Below are 21,980 nucleotides of genomic sequence, written 5' to 3' on the forward strand. Positions count from 1 at the left end.
CCGCGTCCTGGCCTTCGTTACCCTTCGTTGCCATGAGCGCCGCGATACCGCCGGGGCCGCCGTCCTCGGCCACCAGGTGGCGCATCGGCTGGCCCCGACGCGTCTTCTCCCAGGTGCTGCTGATGCAGCTGGCCATCGCCACGGGCGTCACCGTGCTCGCGACCGGCCTCTTCCTGCGTCCGCTCGGCTCCCAGCTCGACGACCAGGCCATGCGCCGGGCGCTGGCCATCGCACAGACCACGGCCTCCGAACCGCGGCTGGTCACGGCGCTGCAGCACACCCGCCCCTCCCAGGGCGGCCCGGTCCAGGCCGCCGCGGAGCGCATCCGCCGGTCGACCGGTGCCGAATACGTCGTGATCATGGACCGGCGCGGGGTCCGCTGGTCGCACACCTCCCCGGACGAGATCGGCAAACACGTCTCCACCAGCCCCGACGAAGCCCTCGCGGGCCATGAGGTCATGCAGATCGACGACGGCACGCTCGGCCGCTCGGCCCGTGGCAAGGTGCCGCTGCGCGACGAGAACGGCCGCATCGTGGGCGCGGTGTCGGTCGGCATCGCGTACGAGACCGTGCGCGGCCGGCTGCTCGGCGCGCTGCCCGGGATGCTCGCGTACGCGGGAGGCGCGCTCGCCGTCGGCGCCCTGGCGGCCTATCTGGTGTCCCGCAGGCTCCAGCGGCGCACCCACGACCTCGCCTTCTCCGACATCTCCGCGCTGCTCGCCGAGCGCGAGGCAATGCTGCACGGCATCCGCGAGGGTGTCGTCGCGCTCGACAGGCACGGCCGCATCCGGCTGATGAACGACGAGGCGCAGCGGCTGCTGGACCTGCGCGCCGAGGACACCGGACAGCCGCTGGAGGCGGTGCTGCCGCCCGGCCGTACGACCGATGTGCTCGCCGGGCGGGTCACCGGCGCCGATCTGCTGACCGTCAGCGGCGGCCGGGTGCTGGTCGCCAACCGGATGCCCACGGACGACGGCGGCGCGGTGGCCACCCTGCGCGACCGCACCGAGCTGGAGCGGCTCGGCCGCGAACTCGACGGCACCCGCGGGCTGATCGACGCGCTGCGCGCCCAGGACCATGAGCACGCCAACCGGATGCACACCCTCCTCGGCCTGCTCGAACTCGAACTCCACGAGGAGGCGGTGGAGTTCATCACCGAGGCGGTCGGCGTGCATCGCGCCACCGCCGAGCAGGTCACCGAGCGCGTGCACGATCCGCTGCTGGCCGCCCTGCTGGTCGGCAAGGCCACGGTCGCCACGGAGCGCGGGGTGTCCCTGCACATCGCCGAGGGCACTCTGCTGCCGGACCGGCTGGTGGATCCGCCGGGGCTGGTGACGATCGTCGGCAACCTGATCGACAACGCGCTGGACGCGGCGGTCGGTTCGGCCGGGCCGCGGGTCGAGGTGGAGCTGTGCGCGGACGACCGTACGGTGCTGCTGCGGGTCTCGGACACCGGGCCGGGCGTTCCCGCCGACCGGCGCGATCTGGTCTTCACCGAGGGCTGGTCCACCAAGAAGCCGCCCGCGCACGGACAGCGCGGCATCGGGCTGGCGCTGGTGCGCCGCCTCGCCGAGCGTCAGGGCGGCAGCGCGCGGGTGGCCGACCGCGACGGCGGCGGCGCCGAGTTCACCGTCGTCCTCCCCGAGGCGCTGGCCGAGGAACCGGCCGAGGCGCCGCTGACCGCGACAGGAGAGCCGCGATGACATCGGACACCGGCCCGGGCGGCCTCAGCGGCCTGATCGAGGTCCTGGTCGTGGACGACGACGCGCGGGTCGCCCGCGTCAACGCGGCGTACGTCGGGAAGGTGCCGGGCTTCCGCGTCGCCGGGCAGGCGCACACGGCCGCCGACGCGCTGGCCTTCCTGGAGCGCGGCCACGCCGATCTCGTCCTGCTCGATCACTACCTGCCGGACGAGACCGGGCTCGCGCTGGTGGGGCGGCTGCGGCAGCTCGGCCACCACACCGACATCATCATGGTGACCGCCGCCCGCGACATCGGCACCGTCCAGGCCGCCATGCGCCACGGCGCGCTGCAGTACCTGGTCAAGCCGTTCACCTTCGCCGGGCTGCGCGCCAAGCTGGAGGGCTACGCGGCGCTGCGCCGCGCCCTGGCGAGCGGCGGCGAGGCCGGGCAGGACCAGGTGGACCGGATCTTCGGCGCCGTGGGCGGCGCCTCGGCCGGGCCCGCCGAGCTGCCCAAGGGCCACTCGGCGCTCACCGCCGACCTCGTCCGGGAGGTGCTGCGCGGCTCCGACGGCCCGCTGTCGGCCCAGGAGGTCGCCGAGCGCGCGTCGCTCAGCAGACAGACAGCCCAGCGCTATCTGAAGCTCCTGGAACGCACGGGCCGGGTACGGCTCAGCCTCAAGTACGGCGAGACCGGCCGCCCGGAACACCGCTACGACTGGGTGTGACGACCGCGGTCAGGCCGCTCCCGCCCCCGTGAGGGCCCGCACCTCCGTCTCCGCGTGCCGGGCCGCGTGCCCCGGTGAGTCCGCGGCCTCACCGGAGAGGACCGTGCCGAGCCAGCCGGCGAGGAAGCCGAGGGGCACCGAGACCAGCCCGGGGTTCTGCAGCGGGAAGACATGGAAGTCCACCCCGGAGAAGATCGCCCCGGGCCCGCCGGAGACCACCGGGGACAGCACCACCAGCACCACCGCCGGGACCAGCCCGCCGTAGACCGACCACACCGCTCCGCGCGTGGTGAACCGCCGCCAGAACAGCGAGTACAGCAGCACCGGGAGGTTCGCGGACGCGGCGGCCGCGAAGGCGAGCCCCACCAGGAAGGCCACGTTGAGGTTGTCGGCGAGCAGCCCCAGGCCGATCGCCGCCGCCCCGATCCCGACCGCCGCGACCCGCGCGACCGCGACCTCGCTGCGCGGCGTGCGGTCCTTGTGGCGGCTCAGCGAGGCGTACAGATCGTGGGCCACGGAGGCCGAGGAGGCGAGGGTGATCCCGGCGACGACGGCGAGGATGGTGGCGAACGCGACGGCGGCGACGATCGCGAACAGCACCGTCCCGCCCGTCGAGCCGGCGCCCCCGCCGAGGTCGAGCGCGAGCAGCGGCACGGCCGTGTTGCCCGCCGCGTTGGAGCTGCGTACGGCATCGGTGCCCAGCACGGCCGCGGCGCCGAAGCCCAGCACGATCGTCATCAGGTAGAAGCCGCCGATCAGCCCGATCGACCAGATGACGGACCGGCGGGCGGCCGGGGCGGTCGGCACGGTGTAGAAGCGCGAGAGGATGTGCGGCAGCCCGGCGGTGCCCAGGACGAGGGCGACACCCAGGCTCACGAAGTCCAGCCGGGCGCTCCAGCCGTCGCCGTACGCGAGGCCCGGGGCGAGGAAGTCGCTGCCCTGCCCGCTGTGCCGGGCCGCGGTGCTCAGCAGGCTGTCGATGTCGCCGTGGAAGCGGACCAGGACGAGCACGGTGAGCGTCACCGCGCCGCCCATCAGCAGGACGGCCTTCACGATCTGGATCCAGGTCGTGGCCCGCATCCCGCCCAGCGCGACGAAGACCACCATCAGGGTGCCGACGCCGATGACCGTCCAGGCCCGGGCCCGGGACCCCGTCTCGTCCAGCAGCAGGGCGACCAGGCTGCCCGCGCCGACCATCTGGGCGACGAGGTAGAGCACGCAGACGGTGACCGAGGAGACGCCCGCGGCGATCCGCACCGGGCGCTCGCTCATCCGCGCGGCCAGCACATCGGCGAGGGTGAACCGGCCGCAGTTGCGGACGAGTTCGGCGACCAGCAGCAGCACCACCAGCCAGGCCACCAGGAAGCCGACGCAGTAGAGCACCCCGTCGTAGCCGAAGAGCGCGATGAGGCCGGAGATGCCGAGGAAGGAGGCGGCCGACATGTAGTCGCCCGCGATGGCGAAGCCGTTCTCCATGGGGGAGAACAGCCGCCCGCCCGCGTAGAACTCCTCCGGGGAGCCCTGCCGCCGGCGGCTCGCCCACGTGGTGATCGCGAGCGTGGCGGCCACGAAGACGCCGAAGAGCAGGAGCGCGAGGCTCTGCTGATTTCCGGTCACCGCCCATGCCCCCGCATCATCTCCTGCGTCACCCAGCGCAGCTCCAGCGCGACCCGGTCCCGGCGCAGCCGGGCATGGCGGGCGTACGCCCAGGTCAGCAGGAAGGTCGTGGCGAACTGGGCGAGGCCCGCGAGCATCGCGACATTGAGCGCTCCCACCACCGGGCGGGCCATCATGCCGGGCGCGGTGGTCGCCGCGACCACGTACGCGAGATACCAGAGCAGAAAGGCGGCGACCGCGGGGAAGACGAAGCGGCGGTAGCGCCTGCGCACCTCCTGGAAGGCGGCGCTGCCGTGCACCTCCGTGTACACCTCCTCGGCGGCGGGCGGGCGCGCGCGCCGGGGCGGGCCGGCCGTCTCGTCCGGCCCGTCCCAGCCGGAGGCGAGTGCGTCGTACCAGGGATCGTCCAGCCGGGCCGCCCCGGCATCGCGCGCGTCGTGCATGTCCACCCGAAAGCTCCTTGTTCACTGCCGCGTTGGCGTGCCCAAGGATGGACAGAGGGAGAAGATCCCGGATACTCCAATACCGGACGTTCACCCCATCAGGTGACTCAGGTGATGAACAACCCGGAATCGGTGTCGGGCGGAGCGGCGATGCCGTGGTGGTACGCGTAGCGCACGGCCTGGGCGCGGTCGCGGACCGCGGTCTTGGCGAACAGGTTGTTGATGTGTGTCTTCACCGTGGCGGGCGCGATCTGCAGCCGGCGCGCGATCTCCGGGTTGGACAGCCCCTCGGCGACCAGCGCCAGGACCTCCGCCTCACGCGGCGTGAGCCCGTCCGGCAGCGGCCCGGACGAATCCGCTCCCGTCGGCTCCCGTGGCTCCGCCAACCGCTCCAGCAGCCGCCGCTGCACCTTGGGCGACAGCCCGGCGTCCCCCGACATCACGCCTTCCACGGCCCGGACGATCTCGTCGGCGCCGGCGTCCTTGGTCAGATAACCGCGGGCACCGGCCCGCAGCGCCGGGAAGAGCGAGTCGTCGTCGGCGTAGGTGGTGAGCACCACGACCTGGGTACCCGGATGCTCCTCGCACACCCGGCGCGTCGCCTCCACCCCGTCGCAGCGGGGCATCCGCAGATCCATCAGCACGACGTCCGGGGCCAGCTCGGCGACCAGCCGCAGCGCCTCCTCGCCATCCCCCGCCGAACCGACGACCTCGATACCGGGCAGCAGCCCCAGCAGCATCACGATGCCCTCGCGCACCACCGTCTGATCGTCGGCCACCACGACCCGCGCCGTCACAGCGGCACCCGCAGTCGCACCACGAAACCCTCCCCGTCCGGTCCGGCCTCCAGCGTGCCGCCGAGGAGCTCGGCGCGCTCGCGCATTCCGAGCAGACCGTACCCGGCGCCGCTCGCCGTCAGACCGGCGGCGGCCGGTGCCTTACGGGCGCCGCTGTCGCGGACCTCCAGCGCGACCGCGCGCGCCTCGTAGCTCAGCCGCAGCTCCACCCGGGCCCCCGGCGCGTGCTTGCGTACGTTCGTCAGCGCCTCCTGCGCGACCCGGCGGAGCGTGAGCCCCGCCTCCGCGGTCAGCGTCCGCGGCTCGCCCACCCGCGCGAAGCGGGCGCCCTCGGCCGCGGCCGACTCCCGCAGGAAGTCCTCGACCGGGGCCATCTCGCCGCGCAGTGCGGACAGCGCCTGCCGGGTCTCGGCGAGCCCGTCGCGGGCCATCCCCCGAGCGGCGACCACCCGGTCCAGCACCTTCGCGGAGTCCTCGCCGCGCTCGATCAGCAGCCGCGCCGCCTCCAGGTGGACCAGTTGCGCGGACAGGCTGTGCGCCAGCACGTCGTGGATCTCCCGGGCGATCCGGGACCGCTCGGCCAGCGCCGCCGACTCGGCCTCCGCCCGCCGGGCCGCCCGCTCCTGTTCGAGCAGCAGGTAGGCGGTGCCGCGGGCCTCCTCGTCCAGCCGGAGCGCATAGCCACCGAGCAGCACACCCCCGGCCGTGACCGCCTCGGTGAGCGGGGAGTCGCCACTGGCGAGCACATACGCCCCCGAGGCCACGGCCGCGCATCCCAGCGCGATCACCAGCGGCAGCCGTTCCATGGCGAGGACGGCACTCACGACCCACACCGTGGCGGCCGGGGTCCGCGCCCCGGCGGCGTGCAGCGCGGCGCCCGCGCCGACCAGCACGGCGAGCAGCGCCAGGGCGGGGGCGAGCCGGTGGTCCACGGTGACGCGGCGCAGCGCGTACAGCAGGGCCGCGCATCCGGCGAGGGCACCGATCAGCGCGACCCGCCGCATCCCCGCGAAGGCGTCGTCCCGGACGACGCCCGCCAGCAGCCAGCCGGTCCCGCCCACCCATATGCCGCCGTTGATCAGCAGCCGGATCCGCGGCACGCCCTGGCGCGTGAGCGCCTGCCGCGAGGGCCACTGCCTCCATCTGGTCATCGGCCGAGTGTGCCCTGCGCACCGGCCCGGCCGGGCACCGGCTCCTGCCCGGCCCCCTCCTGCCCCCGCGCCCGCATCATGACGACGGCGCCGCGCAGCAGCAGGGACGCCGCGAGCGACAGCATGAGCGGACCGCTGCCCTGCGGTACGCCCGCCAGCGCGCCCACCCCCGCGAGCACCAACCGGCACACCATGGCGCCCGCCCACACCATCGCCGTGGTCTTCGCGCCCTGGGCCCACACCGCGCCGGAGGCGTCCGTCCACACCCGGCTGGTCCACCCCCATCCGACTCCGGTCGCCACCCCGACGAGGACCTCCACCACCAGCAGCGCCGCGGCGGCCACTCGGTGATCGTGGTCGATCAGCCCGGGCTCGCGCAGCGCCAGCGCGCCGAGCACCACCGGCACCACCCACCAGCGCCGCGCGTCCTCGGTCACCCTCTGCGGACGGAACTGCCGTACGAGCACGATGACGACGACCGCGGCGATGAGCACGGCCTGGGCGGGTCCCGACATGACAAGAGCCTCCGTGGAGCGGGAACGACAACGCTCCCGACGCTACGGACGGGCCCGGCCACGGGGATCGGAGCCAGGGCGGATCCCGGGTGGAAACCGTCTCTCCACCCGGGGGTGGAGAGACGGACACCTCAGACGTCGATGCGCGACCGGTCCAGGGTCGCCGCCGAGTTGGTGATGAACTCCTTGCGCGGCGCGACCTCGTTGCCCATCAGCAGGTGGAAGGCCTGCTCGGCGGCCTCCAGGTCGCTGATGTTGATGCGCCGCAGCGTGCGGTGGCGCGGGTCCATCGTGGTCTCCGCGAGCTGGTCGGCGTCCATCTCACCGAGACCCTTGTAGCGCTGGATGCCGTCCTTGTAGCGGACGCCGCGGCGCTCCAGGTCCAGCAGCGTCTCCCGCAGCTCGTTGTCGGAGTAGGTGTAGATGTACTTCTCCTGGCCCCGCTTGGGGTTGACCAGCTCCACCCGGTGCAGCGGCGGTACGGCCGAGAAGACCCGCCCCTGCTCCACCATCGGCCGCATGTAGCGCTGGAAGAGGGTGAGCAGCAGACAGCGGATGTGGGCGCCGTCGACATCGGCGTCGGCAAGGAAGATCACCTTGCCGTAGCGGGCCTGGTCGATGTCGAACGTACGGCCCGAACCGGCTCCTATGACCTGGATGATCGACCCGCACTCGGCGTTCTTCAGCATGTCCGAGACGGACGACTTCTGAACGTTGAGGATCTTGCCGCGGATCGGCAGCAGCGCCTGGAACTCGGAGTTCCGGGCGAGCTTGGCCGTACCGAGCGCCGAGTCGCCCTCGACGATGAACAGTTCGCTGCGGTCCACGTCGTCGCTGCGGCAGTCGGCCAGCTTCGCGGGCAGCGAGGAGGACTCCAGCGCGGTCTTGCGGCGCTGCGCCTCCTTGTGCTGGCGGGCCGCGATCCGCGTACGGGCCGCGGCGACGATCTTCTCCAGGACCGCGCGGGCCTGCTGCTTGGCGTCGCGCTTGGCGGACGTCAGGAACGCCTTCAGCTCCTTGGCGACCACGTTGGCCACGATCCGGGAGGCGGCCGAGGTGCCCAGCACCTCCTTGGTCTGGCCCTCGAACTGCGGCTCCGCGAGCCGCACGGTCACGACGGCGGTCAGGCCCTCCATGACGTCGTCCTTGACGACGTCGTCCTCGGCGACGCGCAGCAGCTTGGCGGAGCGCAGCACCTCGTTGACGGTCTTGGTGACCGAACGCTCGAAGCCCGAGACATGCGTGCCGCCCTTGGGGGTGGCGATGATGTTCACGAAGGACTTGGTGGTGGCGTCGTAGCCGGTGCCCCAGCGCAGCGCGATGTCGACGCCCAGCTCCCGGGTGACCTCGGTCGGCGTCATGTGGCCGCGCTCGTCGAGGACCGGCACGGTCTCCTTGAAGGTGCCCTGGCCGGACAGGCGCAGCACATCGCAGACGGCCTTGTCCTGGGCGAGGTACTCGCAGAACTCGCTGATGCCGCCGTCGTAGCGGAAGGTCTCCTCGACGGGCCCCTCCCGGCCCTCCAGGGACCGCTCGTCCCGGACGACCAGCGTCAGGCCGGGTACCAGGAAGGCGGTCTGGCGGGCGCGGGCGTGCAGGGTCTCCAGGGAGAGCTTGGCGTCCTTGAGGAAGATCTGCCGGTCCGACCAGTAGCGGACGCGGGTGCCGGTGCGGGTCTTGGGAACCCGCTTCCCCTTGAGGAGACCGCCGGAGGGGTCGAAGGGGGCGTCCGGTCCGGACTCGGTGAAGATGCCGGGAACGCCGCGCCGGAAGCTGATCGAATGGGTCTTGCCGTCCCGGTCCACCTCGACATCGAGACGGCTGGACAGCGCGTTCACCACGGAGGCGCCGACGCCGTGCAGACCGCCGGAGGCCGCGTACGAGCCACCGCCGAACTTGCCGCCGGCGTGCAGCTTGGTCATCACGACCTCGATGCCGGACAGCCCGGTCTTGGGCTCGACGTCGACCGGGATCCCCCGGCCGTTGTCCCGGACCTCCACGGAACCGTCGTCGTGCAGATGCACCTCGATGCGGTCACAATAGCCACCCAGGGCCTCGTCCACCGAGTTGTCGATGATCTCCCACAGGCAGTGCATGAGACCGCGGCTGTCGGTCGATCCGATGTACATACCGGGCCGCTTGCGCACTGCCTCGAGCCCCTCGAGGACGAGAAGGTGCCGCGCGGTGTAGTTGGAGCCGCCCCGGTCTGCTCCGGTCAGCAGCGCAGTGGACGGCACGGACGTGTCGGCGGTCACGCGGTTCGCTCCTCGCTGAATTTCTGTTGGCCCAACTCTGGGCACGATGGTGGCACGGGTCGCCCAACAGAGCGTACCGAGGCCTGATAGAGCCTTCGTGCCGCCACCCGTGAAACGTCCATCCTAGTCCAGACACCCCCGATTTCGCTCGTACGTTCGATAGCCCGTTTGGCGTGAAGCACACATCACGTTCCCTTGGAGGCATGAACCATTTAGGCTCCGGGCACGTCCTCATGAACAACCGGCAACCCGGCCGGGAGGGCAAAATCCGACAAGCGACGTGAATCCGTAAACCTACGCAATACGGCTCATTCGCCGCCAACCGTCATCATCCGGCCCACTCAGAAGCAATTTTTGAGAAAAAGCCACGAGCGGGAACGATATCGGGCTGGTTGGATGTTGACCCTGGTACGACAGCTCGTCGAGCTAGAGAAGAGGCGACGTGACTACTGTTCTGACCCCCGCGAGCCCGCTGACGGCCGCTGACCGCTGCGACCGCTGCGGCGCCCAGGCATACCTGCGCGTCGTCCTGATGAGCGGCGGTGAACTGCTCTTCTGTGCCCACCACGGGCGCAAGTTCGAGCCGGAACTCAAGAAGATCGCCGCGGAAATACAGGACGAGACCGAGCGGCTGACCGCCGCTCCGGCGTCTGCGTCGGAAGACTAACGCTGACGCCTCGCGCCACGACGACGAGCGAAGCCGGCCGAGGGCCGGATGTCGGGCGGCCCGCCCCAGCCAGGGGAGGGCCGCCCGCGCTCGTGTCGTGGCCCCTGCCACCTTCCCGCCCACAGGACTCCGGGACCCTCTCCCGGGACTCCCGGCGGGCCCGAGGCGTCCGCCCGGCCGTCTCAGCCATACGCGGCCACCAATGACACCACCGCCGAGACCCGCGTGTAGACGCCCGGCCGCCCGGCCACCGCACAGCCACTCCCCCAGGACACCAGGCCCACCAGCCGCCCTCCGGCGACCAGCGGTCCTCCGCTGTCCCCCTGGCAGGCATCCCGGCCGCCGCCGGTGACTCCGGCGCAGACCATCGAAGCCGGCTGATAATCGCCCTCCGCGTTACCGGGGTAGGCGCTCCGGCATGTCGCGTCGGTCAGGAGGCGTACGGCCGTGGCCCGCAGCGTCAGCGCGTAGCTGCCGTCACCGTCGGTGTCGCCCCAGCCGTACACCACCGCCCGGCTTCCGGGCCGATAGGCCGGATCCCCGGCGCGTGCCATGTGGATGACATAGGCGGGCGGCAGCGGGCGCCCCAGGGTGAGCACCGCGATATCGCCGGCCCGGTCGTCGGTCTGGTAAGCCGGATTGACCCACACCTTCGCCGGTGCCATCTCCACCCCACGGGTCCCCCGCAGATCATTGCGGCCGACGATCACCCGCAGGTCCCGCACCTCCTGCCACTTCTTGCCCAGGACCGCCCGGCTCAGGCAGTGGGCCGCCGTGATGACCCGTGTGGGGGCGACCGCCACGCCACCGCAGAACTGGCCCGAGCGCTTCGCGCCGAACAGCTCACGGCTGGCCAGCGCGACCACCCAGGGCGCCTCGGCCGTACGGACCCGGTGCCCGCCCACCACGGCACGGTCGGCCGTCGCCGGGGCGGGCGCGATGAGCAGCAGCGCGAGGGCGGCGGCGAGCGCGGCCGCGAGCAGCACGGCGAGGCGGGCGGGGAGCGGGGGCAGCGACCTACGCATGCAGCCTCCTGACCGTACGGAGCGAGTCGCCCACCCAGCGTCACCCCGCTCGGCGCGTTCCGCATCCTGGAGTGGTCCAACCGGGGCGGGCCGCCCTCGGCCGATCGGGTGGGACGCCGCCGGGACAGCACGAAGGCCGGGCCCCGAGGAGGCCCGGCCTTCGTCTGGCGCTGTCGCCGCGCGCGCCCAGTCCGTCTCAGTCCAGGTAGTCCCGGAGGACCTGGGAGCGGGACGGGTGGCGCAGCTTCGACATGGTCTTGGACTCGATCTGGCGGATGCGCTCACGCGTCACGCCATAGACCTTGCCGATCTCGTCGAGGGTCTTCGGCTGCCCGTCGGTGAGGCCGAAGCGCATGGACACCACACCCGCCTCGCGCTCGCTGAGCGTGTCGAGCACCGAGTGCAGCTGCTCCTGGAGCAGGGTGAAGCTCACCGCGTCGGCCGGGACGACAGCCTCGGAGTCCTCGATGAGGTCACCGAACTCGCTGTCGCCGTCCTCGCCCAGCGGGGTGTGCAGGGAGATGGGCTCACGGCCGTACTTCTGGACCTCGATGACCTTCTCGGGGGTCATGTCCAGTTCCTTGGCCAGCTCCTCCGGGGTGGGCTCACGGCCCAGGTCCTGGAGCATCTGACGCTGCACCCGCGCGAGCTTGTTGATGACCTCGACCATGTGCACCGGGATACGGATGGTGCGGGCCTGGTCGGCCATGGCGCGCGTGATCGCCTGGCGGATCCACCAGGTGGCGTACGTCGAGAACTTGTAGCCCTTGGTGTAGTCGAACTTCTCGACCGCGCGGATCAGACCGAGGTTGCCCTCCTGGATCAGATCCAGGAAGAGCATGCCGCGGCCGGTGTACCGCTTGGCCAGCGAGACCACCAGACGGAGGTTGGCCTCCAGGAGGTGGTTCTTGGCGCGGCGTCCGTCCTCGGCGATGATCTCCAGCTCGCGCTTGAGCTTGGGGGCGAGCTTGTCGGAGTTGGCGAGCTTGTCCTCCGCGAACAGACCGGCCTCGATCCGCTTCGCGAGCTCGACCTCCTGCTCGGCGTTGAGCAGCGGGACCTTACCGATCTGCTTCAGGTAGTCCTTGACCGGGTCGGCCGTGGCGCCGGCCGCGGCGACCTGCTGCGCCGGGGCGTCGTCCTCGTCCTCGTCGGAGAGCACGAAGCCCGCGTTCTCCGGCTCGGGCTCGGCACCCTCGGGGGCCGGCTTGCCCGCCGGCACCTCCTCGATGACGTCCTCGGCCTCGAGGATCTCGTCGGTGACGTCCTTCTTGGCGGCCGTCTTCTTCGCGACCGTCTTCTTCGCCGCGGTGGCGGTCTTCTTCGCCGCCGCCTTCTTGGCCGTGGCCTTCTTGGCGGCGGCCTTCTTCGCGGGCGCCGCCGACGCCTCCTCGCCGGGGCCGCCCGCGGCGGTCGCGGGAGCGGCCGGAGCGGCGGGGGCCTTCTTGGCGGTGACCGTCTTGGCCGCGACGGTCTTGGTGGCGGTGCGCTTTGCCGGGCTCTTCGCTGCGACGCTCTTGCGGGTGCGCTTGGGCGCTTCTGCGGCACTGACCATCAGCGTCACACCCTCCTCGTCGAGGATCTGGTTGAGGCTGCGCAGAACGTTCTTCCACTGGGTTGGCGGAATCTGGTCAGCCTCGAAGGCCCGACGCACGTCATCGCCGGCGATCTGCCCCTCAGCCTTTCCCCGCTCGATGAGCGCCATGACAGACTCGGATTCGGCGATCTCCGGCGGGAGCGTACGGGATGTGCTGGCCGACACGAACAACCTCTCGGAACGTTGGAAACGGCTTCCGGCCCCGTCCGATGTGGACCGGAGCCGACGACCGCCGGCAGGGATGAACCGACGGCGCGCGGGCGGAGTGCGGACGAGTACAGCGTCGCGAGCGACATCTGTATTCCCTCCGCGGCTGCCACCTCTTTAATCATCGCGCTGCCCCAAAGAGCGTTACGCCCAATCGTCGTGGCCCGAGTCACACCGCATACCGGCCTTAATACCCACCCAACGGGACAGATAACTCCGAGTCGATCACGCGCCGGCTCCCGGGCGGCCCTCCCGGTCCGCCCGTACCGCGTCTCATGTCACGTTCCGCGCCGCGCCGCCGAACCCGCGGGCGGGATCCGGCGACGCCGCTCCGTACGCCGTACACCGCTCACCGCCGGCGACCCGCCGCCCGCGGTTTGCCATACGCCGTACACCCCGGGCGCCGTGCGCGCCGGGTCAGTGCTCGCGCGGCGCGGGCACCCCGACCTCGGCGTGGTCGAGGTCCGGGTGGACGGTCAGGAGTTGGCACATCGCCCCCTCGGCCGCCGCGGCGTCCCCCGACCCGACCGCCTCGACGATCCGTCGGTGGTGGCCGACGCTCGCCTCGGTGAGCCGGTCACAGCCGCTGGCCGGCGCCCCGGAGACATGGAGGGCGGCCGCGACGATGCCCGCCAGGTGCTCCAGCATCCGGTTGCCCGCGACCTGGAGCAGCAGGGCGTGGAACTCGGCGTCGGCGCGGGAGAAGGTGAGGGTGTCGCCCTGGGTCAGCGAGTGCCCCATGATCTCGGCCATGTCGGCCAGCCGCTGCTGCACGTCCTCGCGGCCGTGCCCCGCGGCGAGGCGCGCCGCGAGCGGCTCGATCGTCCAGCGCAGCTCGCACAGCTCGCGGCGCTGGACGTCACGCTGTGGCCCGAAGGCGCGCCACTCGATGATGTCCGGATCCAGCAGGTTCCAGTCGCTGACGGGGCGGACCCGGGTGCCGACGTTGGGGCGGGCGCTGACCAGGCCCTTGGCCTCGAGGACGCGCAGCGATTCCCGGACGACGGTGCGGGAGACCTCGAAGCGCTGGCCGATCTCCTCCGGGACCAGCGGGCGGTCCGCGCCCAGGTCGCCGGAGACGATCATCTGGCCGAGCTGCTGAACGAGCTGGCCGTGCAGTCCGCGGCCCCGGTTGCCGGCCCCGCGGCGGCCCACCCGGCCGATCTCCGCGTCCGCGCCGTCCCAGGAGGGGGCGCTGCCGCGGTCGGCGCCGGGGGCGTCGGCGTAGGAGTAGCGGTCAAGCTCGCCCGAGCCGGCGAGGCCGGAGTCGGCGGGGCGAGCCGCGGTCATGGTGGTGTGCGCAAGGGTACTCACGCATCCTTTGTCGGCGACGCTCCGGAGGCCCTTGAGGTCTTTGGTGAAAAGCACACGAAAGGGTGATCGCCCATTACCTCACAATTGACGCTGATTCGGACAGAAAGCAACACCCTTTACCGAAGTTGCGGCCGCTACATGAGCTGCCTTTCGCGCCGCCGCTTCCGAGCCGCCCCGGGGCGGCTCCGCGAACACCTGACGCCGACCCCTGCAGTGAAGACCCGCCGTGGACCGGCCCTTGCGTCCCGGTCCACGGCGGGGCCCTATGGGCGGGCTCTTCTGCCGCGCAGCCCGGTCAGGGCGTAGGCGAACAACAGCACCGCCACCGACAGCATCAGGGCCTGCCCCACGGGTTGACCCGCGAGCCGCAGCACGGCCGCGACTCCCCGGTTGAGCGTGGAGGGCGGACGGTCCAGCGCCACGGCGCGCAGCCGGTGCGGCAGCCCGACGAGCGAGTGCAGCGACGGCTCGTCCATCGCGCGCCGGACCACGGGAACCGCCAGGAGCGGCACCGCGAGGAGCGTGGCCACCCCGAGCGCGGTGGACCGGAAGACGCCCGCGGCGAGCAGTCCGGCCCATGAGCAGCCGATGGTGAGGCCGAAAACGCTCGCCATCAGCACCGGCCAGTCGCTCGGGAGCGGCACCGCGTTCCCGCCGACGAGCAGCAGGAGCGCCGCGCTGTCGAGGACGATGGCACCGAGCGACAGCAGCGTGGCACCGACCGCGCAGATGGCGAACTTGGCGGCGAGCAGACCGAGCTGGTGCGGTACGGCGTCCCGGGCGGGGGCCAGCGCCGGATAGCGGAACTCGTCGCCGAAGGCGAGGGCGCCCAGCAGCCCGGCGGCGATCGCGATGGGCGGCAGCGGGAGGTCGGCAGGCCAGCCGGTGAGCCGGTGCAGCTCCCCGCCACCGCCCTCGCGCGCCAGCAGCACGGAGGCGAGGAGCGAGAGGACGAGCGCCACGGCACCGATCAGCCAGCCGGTGCGCACTCCGGTGGCGCGGCGCAGTTCGTACCGCATCGGCCAGGCGGGACCGGGGAGCCGGAGCCGGTGGAGCACCCGGGACGGGGAGGCCTCGGGGTCGCGGGCGCGGATTCCCGCCGGGGTCGCGGGACCCAGGTCGGCGGTCTCCTCGACCAGCCGGTGCACCACGATGCCGTGGCGGTAGGCGGTCTCACCGACGGAAGCGCTGGGGAGGCCGTAGACGGAGATGCGGGTCTCGTCGTCGCGCACCACCGAGAACGGGTCGGCGACCGCCTCCTCCTCGGCCTCGGGCTCCATGTCGGCCGCCGCACCGCTGCCGGGGGCAGCGGTGCTCGCGTGGGCCGCCGCTCCGGGCGCCGGAACAGGGACCGGGACGGTAGCGGGCTCGGTGTCCGCCCCCGGAGCGCTCACTCCCCCGGGCGCCGCGGCGTCGCCCTCGGCCTTCACCTCGTCCTTGGCGCGGCCCAGGTCCTTGGCGCGCCCCAGGCCACCGAGCCTGGTCTTGACCTTGATGCCGGCCTTGGCCTCGCCCTCGGCCGCGGCCTCTTCAGCCTGGGCCCGAGCCGCCGCCTCGGCCGCCGCCGCGCGCTCCGCCCGCCGCTCGGCCTCCGCCGCCTCCCGGGCGGAGTGGGCCTCCTCCTCCAGGACGGCGGCCAGCCGGCCGGCGAGCGGTGAGCGGACGACGACGCGGGGGCGCAGCCGAGTACGGGCGAACTCGTCGACCGCTTGATCGGCCACCAGCCGGCCCGCTTCCAGGGTGAGGACACGGTCCGCGACGCGGGTCACCCCTTCGGCGTCCTCGGTGGTGATCAGCACGGCACCGCCCTGGTCGGCGAATCCGCGCAGCAGTCCGTTGAGCCAGTCGGTCTCACGGGCCGACAGGCCCCGGGCCGGTTCGTCCAGCACGAGGGTGTGCGGATCCCCGAGCAGCGCGGTGGCGATGCCCAGGCGGCACTCCATCCCGAAGGCCAGATCGCCGAGGCGCTCGTCCGCCAGGTCGGTGAGGCCGACGACATCGAGGACGACATCGGCGCGCGCGGCGGGCACCCCGGCGGCGGCGCCGAGCATTCTCAGATGCCCGCGCACGGTGCGCCCCGGGTGCCCCGGGACATCGTCGAGGAGGACACCGATCTCGCGGGCCGGGCGGCGGATGCGGTGCAGGGGGCGGCCCCGGAAGAACGCGGAGCCATGGCCCCGGTCGAGCTGCAGCAGCAGCCGCAACGCGCTGGTCTTCCCGGCGCCGGGGTCGCCGAGCAGGGCGGTGACACGGCCCGGCGGGGCCTCGAAGGTGAGATCGTCGATGGCGGGCGCGTGGTTGCGGCGGCGGGCGCTGGTCAGTCCGGTGGCCTGGATCATGGCTTCTCCCGCGGGGCATGGAACCGCTCGGTGGCACGTGGGGACTGGTGACGTACCGGAGCACGGTAACCCGCTATGTCCTATTTCGTCGGCACATACATCCCTTGATGGGTCGTCGTGTCACAGGCCGTCATACCTCGGGACGCAGCATGGGCGGATTGAGCAGCGTGGCGCCCCCCGCCCGGAACAGCTGAGCGGGCCGTCCGCCCTGACGGGTCGTCGTGCCGCCGGTCGGCACGAGGAATCCCGGGGTCCCGGTGACCTTGCGGTGGAAGTTGCGCGGGTCCAGGGCCACGCCCCACACCGCCTCGTACACCCGGCGCAGCTCGCCGACCGTGAACTCCTGGGGGCAGAACGCGGTGGCCAGCGAGGAGTACTCGATCTTGGAGCGGGCGCGCTCGACGCCGTCCGCGAGGATGCGGGCGTGATCGAAGGCGAGCGGGGCGGCCAGGTCGGCGTCCCGGCCGAAGGCACCCTCCTGGTCGAGCAGCGACTCGACCGGAGCCCAGCGGACGCTGTGCGCGTCGCCCCCGGGCCGGGGCGCGGGGAGGTCGGGCGCCAGCGCCAGATGCGCGACGCTGACCACCCGCATCCTGGGGTCCCGCTTCGGGTCGCCGTAGGTGGCGAGCTGTTCCAGATGCGCGGCGTTCGGCGGGACCGGGAGCGTCGGGTCATGGGCGAGCAGCCCGGTCTCCTCGGCCAGCTCCCTGGCCGCGGCGGCCGACAGGTCCTCGTCGGCGCGCACGAATCCGCCGGGCAGTGCCCATCGCCCCTTGAAGGGCGGCTCGCCTCGGCGGACGGCCAACGCACACAGCGCGTGCCGCCGCACGGTGAGCACGACCAGATCCACGGTGACGGCGAAAGCCGGGAAGGCCGATGGGTCGTAGGGCATGACACGATCATAGTCGTCTGCCTGACGATAATCAGGCTCTTGAGCATGATCCGCGATGTTCCCGAAGCCGCTCTCCCAGGCGCTTTCCCGTTCGGCGCTCGCACCTCCTTCCGCATGAGGCGATCCCTCTCGCGTCGTTCCTGACGGTCCGTCCGGCGCCGCCCGTGGTCAGCGGCGGCTGCGGGTGCCGCGCCCGCCCGTCCTGCGCCGGGTCCGTGCCCTGCCCTCCGGCCGGCGCCTGCCGCCCGACGCGCCCGGTCCGGAGGGGCCGCCCGGTCCTGAGGTGCGAACCGGCCATCGCCGCCCGGTCCGCTCCGGGTGCCCTCCGCCGTCCGCCGCCGGGGGTTCCGCCCCCGCGGGCTCGGGAGCGGTCGCGGTGGCCGTGCCGTCGAGACGCCGCAACTCCTCGTGGACCGCGGCGTGCACCGCGTGGTCCGCGCTGTCCCGGCGCAGACACTGGCGCAACAGCTCCGGATCGAGCCCCTCGTTGCACGCCTGATGGAGCAGCTTGGCGAAAAGGTAGTGCGGATCGACCCGCAGCGCCCGGCCGAGCGCGACCCGGGCCGAGGGCTCGTCACCGGAGGACCAGGCGACCCAGCCGGCGAGGGTGAGCGGCGCCGCGGCGTGCTCCCCGTACGAGCCGACGCAGCGGCGGGCCAGCGCGCGCCACAGCCGCAGCGCCGACTCGGCGTCCGGCTCCTCCATCCACTGGGCGGCCCTATCCCGCGCCACCCGGTCCTGCAACCCGATGATCACCGAGGCTGCTTCCGCGTCGTCCAGCAGGCCGTCGTCTCGGGTATCGGCCGCGCGGGGGTCGGCGATCGGCGGCGCGCCACGCAGGCGGTCCATCATCCGGCGCGCGAGGCCCAGGGTCTCCTCCCGCACGGCGGCACAGTCCATACCTCCCAGGATCTTCGGTACGAGCCGGCTCCCGGCCAGGTCCAGCGCCCGCTCCTGCCCCTCGACGCGGGCCCCGGTGAGCGGCGCGAGCCTGGCCTCCATCTCGCGCAGCGAACCGCGCACATGCACCCCCGCGAAGGTCGCCGCCGCGGCCATCACCGAGGTGCCCGGCATGGCGAGCGGCACCCCTTCCGGCGGACAGCAGCGCCGGTCGGGGCAGACGTACGACCAGAACCGGCCGTCGGAAATGCACAGCGCCTCGAAGACCGGCACCTCGAAGCCGCCGCACGCGGTGCGCAGACGCTGCGCGAGGGGCCGCAGCCGCTCCATCACATCCCGCCCGGACTCGTCCCCGGCCGGTTCCTGGCACAGGAACAGCACGATCCCATCCGGCCGGTCACCACGCCGCTCGCTGCCCCCGATCAGGCACTCGGCGAGCTGATCGCACACCTCGGGCCACTCCTCGCGGACGCGGGGGATGCCGAGCCTGAGCCTGCCGCCGAACCGGCCGCGCGGGCCGTGCAGCGCGATCATCACGACGCTGTCATCGGGGTGGAAGCCCAGGACATAGGGCAGGGCGTCGGCGAGCTCGGCGGGGCTGCGGAGGGTGACCTGCTCCTCGCCGGACAGGCCGGCCGTGTCGTTGTCTCGAGTCATGGCCCGACAGTCCCTCAGCCCGGTCGGCTCCGCCAGCCCTGTGGATAACGTTATCCACAGGCTGCGGGGCCCGTTCGCGCGTTGTCGGGGGAATCGGGTTGCATGGGGGCATGAGCGACGAAGATCTGCGCATCTCGGCCGACCGCGTCCTGGCCCGCCTCGTCGGGGACCCCACCGGCTCCGCGCGCCTGCGGGAAGATCAATGGCGGGCCATCGAGGCGCTGGTCGCCGATCGCCGCCGGGCCCTGGTCGTGCAGCGCACCGGCTGGGGAAAGTCCGCGGTGTATTTCGTCGCCACCGCGCTGCTGCGCGAGCGCGGCAGCGGCCCGACCGTGATCGTCTCCCCGCTGCTGGCGCTGATGCGCAACCAGGTGGAGGCCGCGGCGCGAGCCGGTATCCACGCCCGCACCATCAACTCCGCGAACGCCGAGGAGTGGGACACCATCCAGGCGGAGGTGGCCGCGGGTGAGGTGGATGTGCTGCTGGTGAGCCCCGAGCGGCTGAACAACCCCGATTTCCGCGATCAGGTGCTGCCTCGGCTCGCCGCCTCCACCGGGCTGCTGGTCGTGGACGAGGCGCACTGCATCTCGGACTGGGGCCATGATTTCCGGCCCGATTACCGCAGGCTGCGCACCATGCTGGCCGATCTGCCCCAGGGCGTGCCCGTGCTGGCCACCACGGCCACGGCCAACGCCCGGGTGACGGCGGACGTGGCCGAGCAGCTGGGCACGGGCGGGCGCGAGAAGCCGGGCGACGACGAGGGGAGCGCGCGGGCACTGGTGCTGCGCGGGCCGCTGGACCGGGAGAGCCTGAGCCTGGGTGTGCTGCCGCTGCCGGACGCCGCGCACCGGCTCGCCTGGCTCGCCGACCACCTCCATGAGCTGCCGGGCTCCGGAATCGTCTACACCCTCACCGTCGCCGCGGCCGAGGAAGTGACCGCGTTTCTGCGGCAGCGCGGCCACACCGTCGCGTCCTACACCGGCAAGACCGAGAACGCGGACCGCCAGCAGGCCGAGGAGGACCTCCTGGCCAACCGGGTCAAGGCGCTGGTCGCCACCTCGGCACTGGGCATGGGCTTCGACAAGCCCGACCTCGGCTTCGTGGTGCACCTCGGTTCGCCCTCCTCCCCCATCGCCTACTACCAGCAGGTCGGCCGCGCCGGGCGCGGTGTGGAGCACGCCGAGGTGCTGCTGCTGCCAGGCCGCGAGGACGAGGCGATCTGGCGCTATTTCGCCTCGCTCGCCTTCCCGCCCGAGGAGCAGGTGCGCCGCACCCTGGACGTCCTGGCGGCGGCGGACCGGCCGGTGTCCCTGCCCGCGCTCGAGCCGCAGGTCGAGCTGCGGCGGTCGCGGCTGGAGACGATGCTCAAGGTGCTCGACGTGGACGGGGCGGTGCGGCGGGTGCGCGGCGGCTGGACCGCCACCGGCCGGCCCTGGACCTACGACGCCGAGCGGTATGCGTGGGTGGCGCGGCAGCGCGAGGCGGAGCAGCAGGCGATGCGTGACTATGCCTCGACGGGCGAATGTCGGATGGAGTTTCTGCGGCGGCAGCTGGACGACGAAAAAGCGGCGCCCTGCGGCCGCTGTGACAACTGCGCGGGGGCCCGGTTCACCACCGAGGTGTCCGACGCCTCCCTCGACGCCGCCCGCGGCGAGCTGGGGCGGCCCGGTGTGGAGGTGGAGCCGCGCCGCATGTGGCCGACCGGGCTGCCCGCGGTCGGCGTCGACCTCAAGGGACGTATCCCGGCGGGCGAACAGGCCGCGGCCGGCCGGGCACTCGGCCGTCTCTCCGACATCGGCTGGGGAAACCGGCTGCGTCCGCTGCTCGCCCCCCAGGCTCCGGACACCCCGGTTCCCGACGATGTGGCGAGCGCGGTGGTGACCGTGCTCGCGGACTGGGCCAAGGGCCCCGGCGGATGGTCGTCGGGTGCCCCGGACGCACCGGCCCGGCCGGTGGGTGTGGTCACGATCGCCTCGCACACCCGGCCCCAGCTCATCCAGAGCCTCGCCGAGCGGATCGCCGCCATCGGCCGGATGCCCCTGCTGGGCACCGTCTCCTACCACGGCACCGGGGTGGACACCCGCGTGCCGCGCACCAACAGCGCGCAGCGGCTGCGGGCGCTGCACGGGGCGCTGACCGTGCCGCCCGCCCTGGAGGCGGCCCTCGCCGAGGCCGGTGGCCCGGTGCTGGTCGTCGATGACCTGGCAGACACCGGCTGGACGTTGGCCGTCGCGGCCCGGCTGCTCCGCCGGGCCGGTGCGGCCGCGGTGTTTCCCCTGGTCCTCGCCGTGCAGGGCTGAGGGGCGGCGCTGGCCCTGAGGGGGTGAGGAATATAGGAGGCACATAACCGCAAACCGGCCAGGTGTGGCAACTGCTCATTGCCGCATCCGAGCGCTACCGGCGAGAATTGTCAGAAGCTCCCCGTGCCGGTCCCCTCGTGGTCCTGACGGGGCCGTGTCGTGGCGTGCGCCCGCGCCCGACCCTCGCACGGACCATGGGCGCGCAGACGAAGGGAGGACCGTGACCTTCGGCTTCGCTCCGCCACCGTCCGCCGATCCCGCTGTCCGGCTGGGCCGGATGCTCGAACCCGCCGAATGGGCCGCCGCCGGCATTCCGCTGCTGCGCAATCCGCGCGAGGTCGTCCACGGGCTGCACAGCCGCCATCTGCCGACTCCCTCGACGGCCGTCGTCGCGGTCCTCGATCCGGAGGAACGCCTCACGGCCAGCGCCTCGTTCAGGCAGCACGACTCCACCGCACCCGACGGGTGGGAGTTCCGCAACGCGCTCCTGGCCCAGCTGCGCCGGGTGATCCCGCACGATCTGCGGCGCCGCTCGCCGGTCCGCACCGCCGTGCTGCTCTACTGCCGCGAGGGTGGGAGCCGGTGGACGGAAGAGGACGGCGCCTGGATGTGGGGGCTGCGGGACGCCTGCACCCTGCACGGGCTGCGCTGTGGCGCGTACATCACCCTGACCCGGGAGGGCTGGCAGGTCCTCGGCGAAGGGCGGGGCGGCCGTCGGCCGCACTCCGCTTCGCTCCGGACCACACTGGGGATCGCCCCCGCACCCGAACCCGATGGCGACGCGGCGCCCCTGCCTCGGCCCCTGGGCGGGGCTCGCGGGGTGCTGCACCGCTCAGCGGCCGTGTGACCGCCGATCGTCCGGACGCCGGACAGCTCCTCGACGCGCGTCAGGGG

General features: G+C 72.8%; 17 protein-coding genes. 5 read left to right on the top strand and 12 right to left on the bottom strand.

Annotated features, from left to right (window positions below; all coding sequences use genetic code 11):
* Positions 1–32: 32 nt before the first annotated feature.
* Positions 33–1,703, top strand: a complete 1,671-nt coding sequence (locus tag ACFZCY_RS35920) for an ATP-binding protein (protein ID WP_391183087.1) — start codon at positions 33–35, stop codon at positions 1,701–1,703.
* Positions 1,700–2,410: a response regulator gene (locus ACFZCY_RS35925; protein ID WP_391183089.1), complete on the top strand. Its 711-nt coding sequence runs from the start codon at positions 1,700–1,702 to the stop codon at positions 2,408–2,410. Before ACFZCY_RS35920 ends, ACFZCY_RS35925 begins: the two co-directional genes overlap by 4 nt.
* Before the next feature lie 9 nt (positions 2,411–2,419).
* Here the strand turns inward: ACFZCY_RS35925 and ACFZCY_RS35930 are convergent, their stop codons facing one another.
* The 6 genes from ACFZCY_RS35930 to ACFZCY_RS35955 all read right to left on the bottom strand — a co-directional run bounded on the left by ACFZCY_RS35930 (position 2,420) and on the right by ACFZCY_RS35955 (position 9,188).
* Positions 2,420–4,027 (bottom strand): cation acetate symporter, encoded by a 1,608-nt coding sequence (locus tag ACFZCY_RS35930; RefSeq protein ID WP_391183092.1) that lies wholly within the window; start codon positions 4,025–4,027, stop codon positions 2,420–2,422.
* Complete coding sequence (locus ACFZCY_RS35935; RefSeq protein WP_391183095.1) at positions 4,024–4,476, bottom strand: DUF485 domain-containing protein; 453 nt, start codon at positions 4,474–4,476, stop codon at positions 4,024–4,026. The genes ACFZCY_RS35930 and ACFZCY_RS35935 overlap by 4 nt, the downstream gene beginning before the upstream one ends.
* Before the next feature lie 101 nt (positions 4,477–4,577).
* Complete coding sequence (locus ACFZCY_RS35940) at positions 4,578–5,267, bottom strand: response regulator (protein WP_391183098.1); 690 nt, start codon at positions 5,265–5,267, stop codon at positions 4,578–4,580.
* The gene (locus tag ACFZCY_RS35945; protein WP_391183102.1) at positions 5,264–6,418 is read right to left on the bottom strand and encodes a histidine kinase; all 1,155 of its coding nucleotides are present in this window, start codon (positions 6,416–6,418) and stop codon (positions 5,264–5,266) included. Before ACFZCY_RS35945 ends, ACFZCY_RS35940 begins: the two co-directional genes overlap by 4 nt.
* Complete coding sequence (locus ACFZCY_RS35950) at positions 6,415–6,933, bottom strand: DUF1453 domain-containing protein (protein ID WP_391183105.1); 519 nt, start codon at positions 6,931–6,933, stop codon at positions 6,415–6,417. Before ACFZCY_RS35950 ends, ACFZCY_RS35945 begins: the two co-directional genes overlap by 4 nt.
* Positions 6,934–7,064: 131 nt before the next feature.
* Positions 7,065–9,188, bottom strand: a complete 2,124-nt coding sequence (locus ACFZCY_RS35955; protein WP_361485775.1) for a DNA topoisomerase IV subunit B — start codon at positions 9,186–9,188, stop codon at positions 7,065–7,067.
* A gap of 442 nt (positions 9,189–9,630) precedes the next feature.
* Here ACFZCY_RS35955 and ACFZCY_RS35960 point away from each other — a divergent pair, with 442 nt between their 5' ends.
* Positions 9,631–9,855 (top strand): hypothetical protein, encoded by a 225-nt coding sequence (locus ACFZCY_RS35960; RefSeq protein WP_055549819.1) that lies wholly within the window; start codon positions 9,631–9,633, stop codon positions 9,853–9,855.
* 182 nt (positions 9,856–10,037) lie between these two features.
* Here ACFZCY_RS35960 and ACFZCY_RS35965 read toward each other — a convergent pair whose 3' ends face one another.
* The 6 genes from ACFZCY_RS35965 to ACFZCY_RS35990 form a co-directional block, all read right to left on the bottom strand.
* Complete coding sequence (locus ACFZCY_RS35965; protein ID WP_391183108.1) at positions 10,038–10,880, bottom strand: trypsin-like serine protease; 843 nt, start codon at positions 10,878–10,880, stop codon at positions 10,038–10,040.
* Between the two features lie 196 nt (positions 10,881–11,076).
* Entirely contained in the window at positions 11,077–12,648 is a 1,572-nt protein-coding gene (locus ACFZCY_RS35970; RefSeq protein ID WP_391183111.1) for an RNA polymerase sigma factor, read from the bottom strand.
* A 453-nt stretch (positions 12,649–13,101) separates the two neighbouring features.
* Positions 13,102–14,052: an FCD domain-containing protein gene (locus ACFZCY_RS35975; protein ID WP_391183114.1), complete on the bottom strand. Its 951-nt coding sequence runs from the start codon at positions 14,050–14,052 to the stop codon at positions 13,102–13,104.
* Between the two features lie 209 nt (positions 14,053–14,261).
* Positions 14,262–16,337 (bottom strand): ATP-binding cassette domain-containing protein, encoded by a 2,076-nt coding sequence (locus tag ACFZCY_RS35980; protein ID WP_391183117.1) that lies wholly within the window; start codon positions 16,335–16,337, stop codon positions 14,262–14,264.
* 130 nt (positions 16,338–16,467) lie between these two features.
* Complete coding sequence (locus tag ACFZCY_RS35985) at positions 16,468–17,229, bottom strand: NUDIX domain-containing protein (RefSeq protein ID WP_055549830.1); 762 nt, start codon at positions 17,227–17,229, stop codon at positions 16,468–16,470.
* A 168-nt stretch (positions 17,230–17,397) separates the two neighbouring features.
* Positions 17,398–18,786: a DUF4192 family protein gene (locus tag ACFZCY_RS35990; protein WP_391183121.1), complete on the bottom strand. Its 1,389-nt coding sequence runs from the start codon at positions 18,784–18,786 to the stop codon at positions 17,398–17,400.
* 110 nt (positions 18,787–18,896) lie between these two features.
* Here ACFZCY_RS35990 and ACFZCY_RS35995 point away from each other — a divergent pair, with 110 nt between their 5' ends.
* Together ACFZCY_RS35995 and ACFZCY_RS36000 are read left to right on the top strand one after the other, a co-directional pair.
* Positions 18,897–21,086 carry a DEAD/DEAH box helicase gene (locus tag ACFZCY_RS35995; protein WP_391183124.1) on the top strand — a complete coding sequence of 730 codons (2,190 nt, stop codon included), beginning with the start codon at positions 18,897–18,899 and terminating at the stop codon, positions 21,084–21,086.
* Between the two features lie 220 nt (positions 21,087–21,306).
* Positions 21,307–21,933 carry a hypothetical protein gene (locus tag ACFZCY_RS36000; protein WP_391183127.1) on the top strand — a complete coding sequence of 209 codons (627 nt, stop codon included), beginning with the start codon at positions 21,307–21,309 and terminating at the stop codon, positions 21,931–21,933.
* The last annotated feature ends 47 nt before the right edge of the window (positions 21,934–21,980 follow it).

Origin of the sequence: Streptomyces sp. NPDC007983, from assembly GCF_042958345.1 — a bacterium.
GTDB lineage: Bacteria > Actinomycetota > Actinomycetes > Streptomycetales > Streptomycetaceae > Streptomyces.